9 protein-coding genes are annotated in these 13,736 nt (G+C 69.0%); 4 read left to right on the forward strand and 5 right to left on the reverse strand.

Translation table 11 applies throughout. The features are described 5' to 3' along the window. Nucleotide 1: 1 nt before the first annotated feature. On the reverse strand, nt 2-1,783 hold the full coding sequence (locus M2317_RS15330; RefSeq protein ID WP_429461619.1) for a glycoside hydrolase family 3 protein: 1,782 nt from the start codon (nt 1,781-1,783) through the stop codon (nt 2-4). Beyond that, the gene (locus tag M2317_RS15335; protein ID WP_429461620.1) at nt 1,783-3,087 is read right to left on the reverse strand and encodes an MFS transporter; all 1,305 of its coding nucleotides are present in this window, start codon (nt 3,085-3,087) and stop codon (nt 1,783-1,785) included. The genes M2317_RS15330 and M2317_RS15335 overlap by 1 nt, the downstream gene beginning before the upstream one ends. 141 nt (nt 3,088-3,228) lie before the next feature. On the opposite strand from M2317_RS15335, the gene M2317_RS15340 reads away from it, so the two are divergent. Then, the gene (locus tag M2317_RS15340) at nt 3,229-4,497 is read left to right on the forward strand and encodes a TetR/AcrR family transcriptional regulator (RefSeq protein ID WP_429461622.1); all 1,269 of its coding nucleotides are present in this window, start codon (nt 3,229-3,231) and stop codon (nt 4,495-4,497) included. A 12-nt stretch (nt 4,498-4,509) separates the two neighbouring features. Here M2317_RS15340 and recQ read toward each other — a convergent pair whose 3' ends face one another. Further along, entirely contained in the window at nt 4,510-6,546 is a 2,037-nt protein-coding gene (gene recQ / locus M2317_RS15345; protein ID WP_429461624.1) for a DNA helicase RecQ, read from the reverse strand. An 84-nt stretch (nt 6,547-6,630) separates the two neighbouring features. Here recQ and M2317_RS15350 point away from each other — a divergent pair, with 84 nt between their 5' ends. Both M2317_RS15350 and M2317_RS15355 read left to right on the forward strand, forming a co-directional pair. Further along, nucleotides 6,631-6,933, forward strand: coding sequence for a GNAT family N-acetyltransferase (locus M2317_RS15350; protein WP_429461626.1), 303 nt, complete (start codon nt 6,631-6,633; stop codon nt 6,931-6,933). After that, nucleotides 6,930-7,838 carry a pirin family protein gene (locus M2317_RS15355; RefSeq protein ID WP_429461628.1) on the forward strand — a complete coding sequence of 303 codons (909 nt, stop codon included), beginning with the start codon at nt 6,930-6,932 and terminating at the stop codon, nt 7,836-7,838. Before M2317_RS15350 ends, M2317_RS15355 begins: the two co-directional genes overlap by 4 nt. Before the next feature lie 321 nt (nt 7,839-8,159). Here the strand turns inward: M2317_RS15355 and M2317_RS15360 are convergent, their stop codons facing one another. Beyond that, a complete protein-coding gene (locus tag M2317_RS15360) occupies nt 8,160-9,407 on the reverse strand; it encodes a DUF222 domain-containing protein (RefSeq protein WP_429461631.1) in 1,248 nt (415 codons plus the stop codon). Between the two features lie 512 nt (nt 9,408-9,919). Next, a complete protein-coding gene (locus M2317_RS15365; protein WP_429461633.1) occupies nt 9,920-12,952 on the reverse strand; it encodes a S8 family peptidase in 3,033 nt (1,010 codons plus the stop codon). Nucleotides 12,953-13,090: 138 nt separating this feature from the next. On the opposite strand from M2317_RS15365, the gene M2317_RS15370 reads away from it, so the two are divergent. Further along, the gene (locus M2317_RS15370; RefSeq protein ID WP_429461635.1) at nt 13,091-13,636 is read left to right on the forward strand and encodes an ECF transporter S component; all 546 of its coding nucleotides are present in this window, start codon (nt 13,091-13,093) and stop codon (nt 13,634-13,636) included. The last annotated feature ends 100 nt before the right edge of the window (nt 13,637-13,736 follow it).

Raw genomic sequence — 13,736 nt, forward strand, 5'->3', positions numbered from 1 at the left:
GCTACAGGTCGAGTCCGTGCCCGAAGCGGAACAGCGGATCGGCCGTGTCGAACGGCACGTCCGGCTTCGACGCCTCGACAGCCGCCATCGACCGCGGCAAGTCGAACGGCAGCCGACCCTTCGGTGCCGCGGCGCCCGTGAGCACATCCAGCAGGGCCTCGGCCGAAGCACCCCAGTTGACCGTCACGGATGCCGCGGCATCCACGATCTCGGTCAGGATCGCCGGCCGATCGACGAGCACGTCAACGATCGTCGGAACGGCGGCCGCCACCGAGCGCACGTGGTCGATCACATCCTCGCCGAACGCGAGCGACCCCGCATGGAAGAAGTTCTCGAACGCCGTAGCGCGCTCCTCGTACGGAGCCTGCAACCGCAGCACCGCGACGTCGGCCTCGGCCGGCGTCGCGACGACCTCGCCATAGGATGCCGCGACCTCCGGTGCGATCCCCTCGACGTAGAGCTTCCGGCCCCGCGCGACCGGCAGAACGCCGTCGTTCGTCAGCACCGTGAGGGACGCGCGCTGCGCAGCGTCTCCCGCGGCACGGAAGTCGGCGCGGCCCACGATCGCATCTGCGGCGTCCTCGTCCACGAACGGGTTCTCGAACAGTCCCAGCTCGAACTTCTCGCGCAGGATCCGCCGTGCCGAGGCATCCAGACGGGCTTCGGAGACGGTGCCGTCCACGACGAGCTCGATCAGCAGCTCGGGGCACGCCTCGCCGCCGAACTGGTCGGCCCCGGCATCCAGAACCTTGGCGACGCGCTCCTTGGGCGAGAGCTCCTCCACGCCCCACGCACGCGCGGGGTGGTGGTCGCCGAAGATCTCGGCATCCGTGATGAGCCCCCAGTCGGTGCAGACCAGACCGTCGAAACCGTAGCGCTCACGCAGGAGTCCCGTGATGACGGACTTGTTGAACCCGAAGCCGACCTCTTCGTACTCGGTGCCCACCGGCATCCCGTAGTACGGCATGATCTGGCGGGTGCCTGCCTCGAACGCCGCCTCGAACGGCTTCATGTGCAGTTCGAACTGCCCGCCCGGGTAGACCTGCTCGCGCCCGTAGGCGAAGTGCGGGTCCTCGCCATCCTTCTGCGGACCGCCGCCGGGGAAGTGCTTCGTCATGGTCGAGACGGAGCCGACTCCGAACGATTCGCCCTGGAAGCCGCGGATGTAGGCGGCGCCGAGGCGACCGGCCAGCTCCGCATCCTCGCCGAACGTCGCTGTCTGACGGGCCCAGCGCGGCTCGGTGGCGAGGTCGACCTGCGGGTGCAGCGCGACCCGCAGCCCGACCGCGGTGTACTCCTGGCGCGCGATGTCTCCGAAGCGCTCGACGAGTTCCTCGTCCCGGATCGCCGCGAGTCCAAGCGTTTCGGGCCACTGCGAGAACGGACCGGCCATGATCGCAGCGCCGGGGTTGTCGCTGAACGAGTGGCGCGGATCGGTCGACAGGGTCACCGGGATGCCCAGACGAGTGGATGCCGCCAGACGCTGCAGCTCGTTCTGCCACACCGCGATCTCGCGCGCGGTCGGAGCGGCCCCGAGCAGGTTGAAGTGGGACATCTTCCGCCCCTCGACGAACTCGCGCGCCGACGGCAGGCCGAACGCCGGGTTCGCCTCGTCGACGTCCGCGATCGCGATCATGGTGTGGAAGAAGAGTCCGGCCTTCTCCTCGACGGTCATCGCGTCCAGCAGCAGCTGCACGCGCTCGTCGACCGAGAGCGAGGCGTCCAGCCACGGGCGGTCGACCGCGGCATCCGCCGTGTCCTGCTGGTTCATGACGTCCGTCATCACTTGACTCCCTTGATCCGGTAGACGAGCACGGCACCGGCGAGCGCGACGATAGCGCCGAACAGATACCAGGTGGTGTAGCCGCCGAGCGGCGTCGTCGCGCCGATCGCGATGATCGTCGGCGCGATCGCCGGGGCGATCGACTGGGGCAGGGCGTTCGCCATGTTCAGGACGCCGAGGTCCTTGGCCGTGTCATCCGGGTTCGGCAGCACCTGGGTGGCGAGGGCGAGATCGACGGAGAAGAACGATCCGGCACCGAGGCCGATGATGGCCTGGCCGACGATGATGAACGCCACGCTCGGTGCGAAGGCCAGCACGACCAGACCGACGACCATGATGGCGCCGGCGATCGCGACGAACGGACGGCGCTTGCCGAACTTGTCGGACAGGATCCCGCCGAGGGGCGAGCTGATGACCATCGCGACCGTCGAGGCCACATTGGCGAGCAGAATGATGCCGATCACGTCCTGCTCGGCGAGATGGAAGCTCTCGGTGAGGTAGCGCGGAAGGAAGGCCGCGATGCCGGCGTAGCCGAACATCACGAAGAACTTCGTGAGCCAGGTCCAGCCGAAGTCCGGGTTCTTGCGCGGGTTGAAGACGAACGAGCCGAAGAACGTGCCGATGGTGAACTTGTCAGCGGGCTTTCCTGCGAGACGCCGATCCTTGAGCACGAGCACGAACAGCACGGCGAGAACAAGCGCGATCGCCCCCGGGACGACGAAGCGTTCGAAGTCGCCTGGGAGGAAGTTGACGATGAAGCTTCCCGCCAGGATGCCGAGCGGAGTGGTGATCCCGACGATGCCGGAGACGGATCCGCGGCTCTCCACGGGCACCTGATCGGGGAGTGTGGCGTTGGCCGCCGCGAGCACCGCGTTCAGCGATGCCTGCACCAGGCACCACGCGATCAGCACCATCCACACAGACGTCGCGACGCCGATCAGCGCGAGGCCGCCGAGCCCGACGATGGCGCCGCCGAGGATCCACGGTCGGCGCATGCCGAAACGGGACGTGGTGCGGTCGGAGAGGCGGCCCGCGAGCGGGTTGGCGATCAGAGCGAAGAGCGCACCGACCCCGAAGACGAGTCCGATGTTGCCGTTGATGTCCGCCGGATTCGGCGTGATGTGCTGGATCTTGAACGCCATCGACACGAGCACAGGCGTGAGCACGGCGAGGTAGACGCCGAAGTTCGCTCCGGCGAGCGCTGCTGCGAAGCCGCGCGGCGTGTTCTGCGGGGTGGTTCCCGGCGCCTTGAAACCGGTGGTGCCGACGGCCGCGGCGCTCGCGGCGGATGACATCTCTGTCATGGAAGTGGATCCTCTCGGGTGTGCCGCTTGTCCTCTGCGACGCGGCTGCATTCAGAAGAATACATGAAACCGGACCGTTTGGTAACTGAAATCCGTCTTCTTGGTAACGCGTGCTCGATAGGATGCCGGAGGGAGGACCGGATGATCGTTGCCGTACCGCGGGCTCGCAAGGCGAGCACCGAGCAGACGCGCGCGCGCATCGTCCTCGCCGCGCGAGAGCTGTTCACCGCCTACGGCTATCGCTCGACATCGCTGCGCGGAATCGCGGTGACAGCCGGCGTCAGCCACCCCGGCCTCCTCAAGCACTTCGCGACCAAGGACGAACTGCTCGCGACGGTGGTCCAGAGCCTCGAGGATGTGAACGCCGAGGTGTACGAGGATGTCGTGGCCGCCGGCGAACCCGGGGCGCTCCCGTTCATCGAGATCGCCAAGCGCAATGAGAAGACCCGCGGCTACCTCGCCATGTACGCCGCGCTCATGGGTGAGGCCTCGACACCATCGCATCCCGCGCACGACACCATGCGCGAACGCTACGCCCGCCTTACCGCGCTGACGGCGGAGGCGATGGAGGATGCCGTGCTGCAGGGCACCGTCGCCGACGACCGCGATCCGGTCGGCGAAGCGGTGCGGATGACGGCAGCGTGGGACGGCCTGCAGCTGCTCGAGCAGTATCTGCCGGAGCGCGTCGACGTCGTCACGAGACTCGAGCAGCACGAGTCGATGTGGGCGCTGCCGGTCGGCTGGCGCTCCCCCGACGACGACGCCACAACTTCCGAGACGGCGGCGTTCCGCCCGCTGGCCGAGTTCTTCCCGGCTGAGGACGATACCGGCTACGCATCCGGTCGGCTGAAGAGGGCCAGGATCGTCACCGATGCGATGACGCTGTTCGCCACCGAGGGCTACGGCGACACGAGCCTGCGCGAGATCGCGGAGAAGGTCGGAGTGTCCAAGTCGACGCTGATGCATCACTACCCGACCAAGGAAGCGCTGCTCGGCGCCGTCCTTGCCGCGCGTGATCGGACGATCCGATCACGCCCGTCGTACACGCCGGCGGCCACTGCCGCCGCGGAGCTGCGGGCGATGCCGGGCGGAGCAGCTGAGAATGCGAAGACCGCGCCCGGTCTGGTCGAGGTGTACGCCGTGCTGTCCTGCGAGGCCGTGCCGGTTTCGCACCCGGCGCACTCGTACTTCGAGCAGCGCTTCACGCGCACGATCGATCAGTTCGCCGAGCTCTTCCGTGCCGCACAGGCCGAGGGCGCGATGCCCGCGCATCGGGATCCCGAGCATGAGGCGATCTGGCTGACCGCACTCTGGGACGGCCTGCAGTACCAGTGGCTGTACGACCGGGATGCCGTCGATGTCGCCCAGCACCTCGCAGCGCACCTGGATGACGTGCTGCCGGGGACGTGACCGGCGGGCTGGTCAGGCCGCGGCGATCACCGCGAGCACGGCGTCGCCGTAGGCATCGCGCTTCTTCTCGCCGATGCCGGTGATGCCGTCGAGAGCAGCGATCGACGCGGGACGACGCTCGGCGAGCGCACGCAGCGTCGCATCGCCGAACACGATGTAGGCGGGCACGCCCTGCTCGCGCGCCGTCTCGGCCCGCCACGCGCGCAGCGCCTCGAAGAGCCCCTGATCGCCCTCGGCCACGGATGCCGCCGCCGCGGACTTGCGCACCCGCGCAGTGCTGACACGGCCGATCGTGTCCTTGCGCAACGGCACGGGAGTCTCGCCCTTCAGGACCCCTGCCGCGGCATCCCCCGGCGCGAGCGTTCCGTAGTCGCCCTGCGCGACCAGGATGCCGCGGGCGAGAAGCTGCCGGACCACGCTGCGCCAGTCCTGGTCCGACAGATCGGCGCCGATGCCGTAGGTCGTGAGCTGCTCGTGCCCGAACTTGCGGATGCGGTCGTTCGACGCACCACGGAGGATGTCGATCAGGTGACCGGCGCCGAACGCCTGGTTGCGCTCGCGCTTGAGACGCACGATCGTCGACAGCAGCTTCTGCGCGGGGATGAGGCCGTCGAAGGTCTCGGGGTGCTCGAGGCACGTGTCGCAGTTGCCGCACGGCTGGGATTCCTGCCCGAAGTAGCCGAGCAGATTCTGCCGGCGGCATTCGACCGTCTCGCACAGGGCGAGCATGGCGTCGAGGTGCTGGCCGAGGCGCATCTTGAAGGTGCGATCTCCCGGACTCTGGTCGATCATCCGCCGCTGCTGGACGACATCCCCCAGGCCATAGGCCATCCAGGCGACCGACGACTCGCCGTCGCGGCCGGCGCGACCGGTCTCCTGGTAGTAGCCCTCGACCGACTTGGGCAGGTCGATGTGCGCGACGAAACGGACATCCGGCTTGTCGATGCCCATCCCGAACGCGATCGTGGCGACCATGACGACGCCGTCCTCGCGCAGGAACCGCGCCTGATTGGCGGCGCGCACCTCGGCCGGAAGGCCGGCGTGGTAGGGCAGGGCGTCGAACCCCTGGGCGGCGAGATAGTCCGCGGTCTGCTCGACCGACTTGCGGCTGAGCGCGTAGACGATGCCGGCGGGGCGCCCGTCGGCGGGAAGCTCGTCCATCGATCGGATGAACGACACGAGCTGCTTGCGCGGGTCGACCTTGGGGACGATCCGGTACTGGATGTTGGGGCGATCGAAGCTCGCCACGAAGTGCTGCGCGCGACCGAGATCGAGCCGTTCGGTGATCTCCTTGTGCGTGGCGTGCGTCGCGGTCGCCGTGAGCGCCATGCGCGGCACTCCGGGGAAGCGTTCGCCGAGATCGCCGAGGGCGAGGTAGTCGGGGCGGAAGTCGTGACCCCACTGCGACACGCAGTGGGCTTCGTCGATCGCGATGACGCTGAGCGTTCCGCGTTGCAGCAGCGCCGTGGTCGCGGGACTGGACAGCCGTTCCGGGGCGACATAGATGAGGTCCAGCCGGCCTTCGATGTAGTCGCGCTCGACCTGTGCGCGCTCGGTCTGCGACTGCGTCGAGTTCAGGTACGCCGCGTTCACGCCGTTGGCGCGCAGCGCATCGACCTGGTCGTGCATGAGGGCGATCAGCGGGCTGATCACGAGCCCGGTGCCCTCGCGCACGAGCGCGGGCACCTGATAGGTCACCGACTTGCCGCCGCCGGTCGGCATCAGCACGACGGCGTCGCCGCCGGCGATCACCCGATCGACGATCGCGGCCTGGTCGCCGCGGAACGCGTCGTACCCGAAGACGGTGTGCAGAGCGTCGAGCGCCGTCGGAAAGCGCGACGGCGTCGCCGCGGGGGCGGAGTTCGTCGCGGGTGCCGCGCTCGCCCGGGACGCACCCACTGGAGTCGACGGCCCCGGGCCCCAGTCCAGTGGCGGCTCCCAGCCGTCCGCCGGCGGCTCGAAGTCCATGGGTTCGGGCGGGTAGGCGTTATCCCACGGCTCATCCGCGTACGGCAGATCCTCGTAGGGGTCACGGGGCGTCTGCGGCATCCCTCCAGCGTAACCGGCCGGGCCGACACCCGCCCGAGCCGTCCACAGGCGTCCTAGGGTGGACGCAGACGGAAAGGAGCCGCGATGACCGACACCGCAGTCACCCGCAACGACGAGGCCTCCCGCTACGAGATCCGCCTCGGAGACACCCTCGCCGGGTTCGCCGAGTTCGAGCGCCGCCCGGACGAGATCCGCTTCACGCACACCGAGGTCGATCCGGCGTTCCAAGGCAAAGGGCTGGCCGGCATCCTCGCCGCCGAGGCACTGGCGGATGCCGCGGCATCCGGCGAGACGATCGCACCGTACTGCCCGTACATCGCCGCCTATCTGAAGAAGCACGACGTCGAGGGCGCGTCGATCCGCTGGCCGCAGGTGCCAGGCGCATGATCGGCAGGCGCAGCATCCCGCTCGAACCGCGTGAGGTGCCGCTCGGCGGCGTCCGCGCGATGAACGTGCTGCGCACGCTGCCCCACAAGGATCTCCCCACGGTGGGCGCCTGGTGCTTCCTCGACCGATTCGGCCCAGGGCCGGTGCGCATGCGCGTCGAACCACACCCGCACATCGGCCTGCAGACGGTGACGTGGCCGCTGGTCGGCGACATGCGGCATCGTGATTCCGTCGACAGCGACGTGACGTTGCGACGCGGTCAGCTCAATCTGATGACGGCCGGCAACGGTATCTCGCACTCGGAATACTCGCTCGGCGAAGATCCCATCCCGCTCGATGCCCTGCAGCTCTGGGTGGTCCTGCCCGAGTCCGTCCGCCGCGGCGGCGGCGGTTTCGAACAGCACACGGCGCTTCCGACCGTTGCGCTGGGTCAGGATGCCGCGGCGACGGTCGTGCTCGGCGAGTTCGCCGGTGTCCGTTCCCCCGCGACCGTCCATACGCCGATCGTGGGCGCCGAGATCTCGGTGCCGGCCGGCAGCACGGTCGCGCTGCCCCTGCGTCCGGAATGGGAGCACGCCGTGGTGCTGGTGGACGGCGACGTGCAGGTCGAGGAGGTCGTTCTGGAACGCGACCTGATGCTGTATCTCGGCGACTCGCGCGACGCGGTGTCGGTCACGAGCGAGACGGGTGCGCTGCTGTTCCTGCTCGGCGGGGAGCCGTTCGAGGAGGACCTCGTGATGTGGTGGAATTTCGCCGCGCGCACGCACGAGGAGATCGTCGACGCCCGCGAGGACTGGGAGGCGGGCTCCGCGCGCTTCGGGCACGTCGTCACGCATGGGGACGAGCGAATCCCGGCGCCCGAACTGCCGCACGTGCGGCTGATGCCGCGCCGACGGCGGATCTGAAGATCCGAGACGTCCGAGCCCGCGGATCTGAAGATCTGAGACGTCCGAGCCCGCGGATCTGACCGCACGCGACCGGCAGGTCGGCCGGCCTGACCTCACCGGGCCCGACAGGCGCGGCAAGCCCGGCAGGCCCGGCAGGCGCGGCAAGCCCGGCAAGCCCGGCAGGCCCGGCGTACCGGACATCACCGGATCGGCGGACCAGATCCATGCCGCGGACCTCACACCGCTGACCGCACTGGTCCGGCAGACCTGTCCCCGCGCCGCAGATCTCCCCGGCCAGGCCGGCAGATCTGACCCCGGGACCCGAACCCCGCGGCGCCGTCAGGTGAACATGACGCGGGGTGGGGGTTCGTCGATGTAGGTGCGTCCGGTGGGGCTGGTCCAGGCGATGACGCCGTCGGGGAGTTGGGTGACGGACCATCGATGTCGATCGGGCAGGTCGGGGTGCTTCAGGGTGTGGTGGTTGACGCAGAAGCAGCACAGGTTGCACAGTTCGGTCGCCCCGCCCTTGGCGTGGTCGTGGTTGTGATCGATCTGACACCGTCGCGCGGCGCGTTGACAGCCGGGGAACCGGCAGCGCTGGTCGCGCGCCCGAAGGTACCGTTTCATCGACGCGGACGGGGTGTACGTGTCGGTGATCGTGAGCATTCCGGCCGGGTCGAGGAACAGGCGCGTCCACAGTGGGGTGCGTGCGGCGAGGGGGCGGACGTGTTCGGGGAGCATCGGGCCGAATCCGTCCAGGTGCGCCATCTTGTCGTCGTCTCCGGCAAGGGTGGTGGCGGCGATGGTGACCTGGATGGTCGCGCGGATCGCTTCGGCGGGGGTGCCGGTGGCGCTGCCCAGTTCGCTCGCGACGAGCAGTTCGAGCATGACGTCCGCGCGGATCTGGTCGAGGGTGCGGTCGTCGTTCTCCGCCGGTCCGACCGCAGGGCGTTGGGCGATGATCTGCTTCGCGGTCTCGGTCGCCCGGTCGTAGGCGGCTTGGATGATGTACTCCGGACCGGAGAGCACGAGCTGGCCGACGCCGTCATCGAGCGGATAGGTGCGCGCCTGCCGAGACGACAACGCGGCCCGGTGCCGTTGCGCGACCGTGGCCGGCGCGATCGACGCGGCGATCGCCTTCACCAGGACCAGGGTGCGGCCCGGACTCTCGGACACCGCGACCTCCAGCGCCCGCCCCTGATACTCGGTCACCTCGACATCCGACCGGGCCGACAGGGCCGATGCGCCTTTCACGATCGCGTCGGCGTGGCGGGACGTGATCGCCCCGTCCCGCAGCGCCCGCCAGACCAGCGGGAACTCGCGCGTCAACGTGTGCGCGCGGTGCAGCATCGCATTCGCGGTCCCGGTGGAGAGGTGCGAGACCGCCGCGAGCTCGGCGACCAGCGACCGCAACGAGATGTCATGATGCGCGGATCCGAACGGATCCTCGTCGAGCAGCATGTCGAACCGTTCGGCCAGCAACCGGGCCCGCTCGGCCTCCAACGACGCAATCTGCGCGTTCACCGACTCGAACGATTCCAGCAGCGCGTCCTCGCGTGCCGTTCGATCCTCAGTGATGAATGCCATACTCCAGTTTAGAACATAGATGCGATTAAAGGCAAGGGATCGGGCCGGTTTTTCTCGAACGGATCTGAGAAGCTCGGCACGTTTCGACTCCGGCGGCCCTGCGTCCTCGCTCAAGAACGGAGGGGAAGGGGCGGCTCCGCCGTCCTCGCTCAACGGACGAGCGGGCAAGCGGGCGAGCGGGCGAAGCGCGCGAAGCGGGCGAAGGCGGCGCGCGGGCGAAACGGGCGAAGGGGGCGAGCGGGCGAAACGGGCGAGCGGGCGAAGAGGGCGAAGAGGGCGAGGACGAAGAGGGCGAAGGCGAAGAGGGCGAGGGCGAAGGGCGTTCACTCGACGAAGCAGGTCGGGCGACCCCGCCGTCCGCGCTCAGCGAACGAACGGGAAGGGACAGGTCCGCCGCCCCCGCTCGACGAACGACGGAAGGCCCTCGCTCAGCGAACGACGGAAGGTCCCTGCTCAACGGACGAGAAAGGCGGGGCGGATGCCGCAGCACCCGCCCCGCCCCTCTCGTACTGCTACTGCGCGTCGACCGTGACGACAGTGCGCACCGCGGAATCGCCGTACTGCACGACGCCGAGGTAGCGCGTGCCGGCGGCCAGACCGGACCACGACACGTCGTAGCTGGTCGGCACTCCCCGCACGGCATCCAGCGGATTCGGCGTCGCAGTGAACCCGCCCTCACCGGCTGGCTGGACCGCGGCGTAGGACATGTCCCACGTCATCGGACCGGTGGTGGAGTAGATGTTCGCGACCACGCGGTACGTGCCGGCCGTCGGTGCCGCGACCGTGACCTGTTCGTCCGCGGAACCGGTCGCCGACTGCCACACCTGGTAGTAGCGCAGGTCATCCGGGCTCACGACGCGGTACACCGTGAGGTCGAGATCGCTGCCCTCGTCATCCGACGAGTCGAGGTCGAACCGCGCGAGCGTCGAGCCCTCCGGGACGTCGACGATCCACGACACGTTCTTGCTCGCGTCGCCGGAGTTCTCGTCGCCCGAGTGACCTGCGACCGGGTTCGCCTCGTCGAGCAGCAACTGGAACGGCGTCAGACCCGACAGAGCGAGCGGCAGCTCGCCGGTCAGACCCGGCGTGACCTCCACGGTGGCGCTGCCGTCGATACCGGTGCCCGCGACCTCGGCCGGAGCGTCCGCCGTCACCGGGAACACGGCGATCGGGGATCGGACCTCGCGGTCCTCGCCCGTCCAGGTCAGGGAGCCGGTGGCCCACTGCTCGACCGGGGCGTCGACGTTGTCGACGGTGACCGTGAAGGTCGCCGTCTCGCCCGCGGCGCCGAACGTGAGCGTGGACGGCTCGACGGTGACGTCGAGACCGGCGACCTCGGCGGATGCCGTGTAAGTGCCCGCCGCGGTCGACGTGACGGTCCGCGTCACGGTCTGCTCGCTGGTCAGCGTGCCGATCGAGATCGACGCGAGGTTCAGGTCGCTGCCGTCGATCGGCTCGACGCCGTCGAACTCGGCGAGCTGCTTGCCCTCGAGGAAGGCCGCCCAGTCCGCAGGTCCGTTGAGGTACAGCATCCCTGGGTCGAAGAACCGGGTCGGCTCGACCTGTCCAGCGCCCTGCTCGAACGGGTCCGTGTTCTCCGATCCGTCGGCGAGCACGGTGTTGGACGCGGTCGTCATCATCGCGGACTTGATCTCCGACGGCGCGGCATTCGGCCGCTCCGACAGGTACAGCGCCCCGAGACCCGTGATGTGCGGGGCCGCCATGGACGTTCCGGAGAGGATGCCGTAGGTCGGCGCCGCGCCGGCCGCGTTGTGCGTCGCCGCGAGGATCGCGACACCCGGCGCCGCGATGTCCGGCTTCATGACGTCGGTGCCGTCGGCGTACGTCGGGCCTCGACTCGAGAAGCCGGCGATCTGCGGCGTCGGGGTCTCCTCGCCGGTGGTGTTCTCGCCGACAAGCGTGATCGGCAGATCGGTACCGCCCTGCACGTATGCGAGCACGGCTTCGCGGTGCACCGATGCGAGGTGGACGGTCGGCACCACGTGGAAGTCGTTGTCGAGCGAGTCGGATCCGCCGGGGACGTTCACGAGCACCATGCCGATGCCACCGGCATCCTTCACGACCTGCGACTTCTCGGCACGTGCGTTCTCACCGCGGTCGCAGACCACGATGTGTCCGGCGATCTTGGCGGGATCGAGCGTGCCGGGGAGGCATAGCCCCGCGCCCTCCCCCGCAGCCGCATCCCCGGCGTAGATCGACGGGCCCGTGACGCTCTCGCCGAACGGGACCGACACACTGGCTCCGGCCTCGGCGAAGCCATCGAACGTGACGGTTCCCTCCCAGGTCGGGATGGTGGATGCCGCGACGGTCGTGTACCAGGGCGACGCGTGGTCGGCGGTCGCCGCATCCGGACCGTCGTTGCCCGCGCTCACGGAGACGAACACGCCGGCCGCAGCCGCGTTGAAGAACGAGATGTCGTCCGGCGCGAGCACGGTGGTGGCCGCCCCGCCGCCGATCGAGTAGTTGATGACATCGACGCCGTCGGCGACGGCCTGGTCGATCGCTCCGATGAGGTCGCTCAGGGCGCAGATGTCGTCGGTCGTCACGAGCGGGTCGGGCCCGACGTAGCAGGCCTTGTAGGCCGACACCTTCGCCGCCGGCGCGACACCCGAGATCGTCCCGAAGTCGACACCCGAGACGGATGCCGAGACGCCGAAGTTGCCCGCCGCCGTACTGGCGGTGTGCGAGCCGTGTCCGTCGCCGTCGCGCGGTGAGAGGTAGTCGTACTGGAAGTCGAATCCCGCGGCCTCGGCCCCTGCGGAGAAGTACTGCGCGCCGACGAGCTTGGTCGAGTAGTCGTGCTTGTCCCACTCCTGGCCGTTGACGATCGCGCTGCGGAACGTCCCGCCGTCGGACTTCTCGAAGAACACGTGCGAGCCGTCGCTGTACGGCTGACCCTTGCTCTTCTTGTGGTCCTTCTTCTTCAGCTTGTCGCCCGCGAACGACGGGTTCTCCGGCGCGATGCCGGTGTCGATCACGCCCACCACGACGCCCTCGCCTGCATGATCCACGCCGCCGGTCTGCTCCCACAGTCCGCCGGAGCCGGTGGCGTCGTCGCCGAGGCCGAGGAAGTCGGTGGACGACACCGCATCCGGATGCCGGATCTCATCCGGGAAGACACCGAGGACGTCCTTCGAGGCGCGCAGCTCATCGACCTGGGCACCCGTGAGGTCGGCACTGAAGCCGTTGAGCGTGACCTGGTAGGTCACATCCGGTGCGACACCGGCATCCTTCGCGAGCTTGCGCTGCTCGTTCTTCAGATGCGCGATGTACTTCTGCGAGTTCGCGGACTGCGCGTCGAGCTGGTCGCCCTTGTCCGGCTTGGTGGAGCGCAGCCCCGCGACATCACCGGGGTACGTGGCAAGGGGGTCGCCCTTCATCACGACGATGTAATGGCCGGGCGCGCCTCCGACGGGCGCGGGAGATGTCACCTCCTCAGTTGCGAAGCCTGCGGTGGCAGTTGATCCGACGAACAGCACGGCCAGGGTTGCGGCCGCTGCCAGTCGGAGAGGGGTTCGTCCCATGGGTCTCTCCTGATGGTCGAGGCGCGACATCGTTGCCGCACCGTCGCTCACGATAGTGAGAACCGGGGACACCGCACCAGCGACCAACGTCTACATTCGAACGGCGCCGGGCCGCCCTCGCGCAGATAGGCTGGCTCGGTGCCGAAGAGTTCCGTCCTGTCCACGCGAGTGCTGCTGGTCTGCGCGGCGATCGGGGTCGCGACGGGCATCATCGGCGGGGTCGCCGGGCTTCTCACGCCGGTCGTGCTCCTCGCCGCACCGTGGGCCTATGGACTGCTGCTCGGCTCGCACGTGCTGCCGGGCATCATCGCGCAGGAAGTGCTGCGACGCCCTCTGGTGGCCCTGCTCACCCACGTCTTCGCGGCCCTGATCTCGAGCGCCTTCGCCCCGATGTGGACGCTGCGATTCCTGGGCACCGCTCTGCTGTTCGGCGCGATCCAGGAGGGCGTGGCCGCGCTCACCCGCTACCGCGCCTGGGGCGCGTGGCGGTTCTTCATCTCGGCCGGCGCGATCGGCATCATCGTCGCCGTCGTGGTGTTCTTCGCCGTCGACCTCGGGCAGTTCCCGCTATGGGCGCAGATCTCCTACCTCGTCATCGGCATCCTGGGGCCCGTGGTCTGGACCGCGATCGGTCTCTCGATCGGTGCGGCACTGCGCCGGGCCGGCGTCGCCGAGCGGCGCTGACACCGCCCCGCGTGCGGCCCCCGGCGTTCTGCGCTACTTCTCTGCGTTTGCGACAGGTACTTTCAGTCGCATTCTCAGAGAAGTGCAGCAGAACCCTCGT

The organism is Microbacterium sp. ZKA21 (assembly GCF_050434165.1).
In the GTDB taxonomy this organism is placed as follows: domain Bacteria; phylum Actinomycetota; class Actinomycetes; order Actinomycetales; family Microbacteriaceae; genus Microbacterium.

Bases quoted from the DNA above. Each gene is read 5' to 3' on its own strand.
- M2317_RS15330 (WP_429461619.1), bottom strand. From the start codon at position 1,783: ATGACGGACGTCATGAACCAGCAGGACACGGCGGATGCCGCGGTCGAC.
- M2317_RS15335 (WP_429461620.1), bottom strand. From the start codon at position 3,087: ATGACAGAGATGTCATCCGCCGCGAGCGCCGCGGCCGTCGGCACCACC.
- M2317_RS15340 (WP_429461622.1), top strand. From the start codon at position 3,229: ATGATCGTTGCCGTACCGCGGGCTCGCAAGGCGAGCACCGAGCAGACG.
- recQ (WP_429461624.1), bottom strand. From the start codon at position 6,546: ATGCCGCAGACGCCCCGTGACCCCTACGAGGATCTGCCGTACGCGGAT.
- M2317_RS15350 (WP_429461626.1), top strand. From the start codon at position 6,631: ATGACCGACACCGCAGTCACCCGCAACGACGAGGCCTCCCGCTACGAG.
- M2317_RS15355 (WP_429461628.1), top strand. From the start codon at position 6,930: ATGATCGGCAGGCGCAGCATCCCGCTCGAACCGCGTGAGGTGCCGCTC.
- M2317_RS15360 (WP_429461631.1), bottom strand. From the start codon at position 9,407: ATGGCATTCATCACTGAGGATCGAACGGCACGCGAGGACGCGCTGCTG.
- M2317_RS15365 (WP_429461633.1), bottom strand. From the start codon at position 12,952: ATGGGACGAACCCCTCTCCGACTGGCAGCGGCCGCAACCCTGGCCGTG.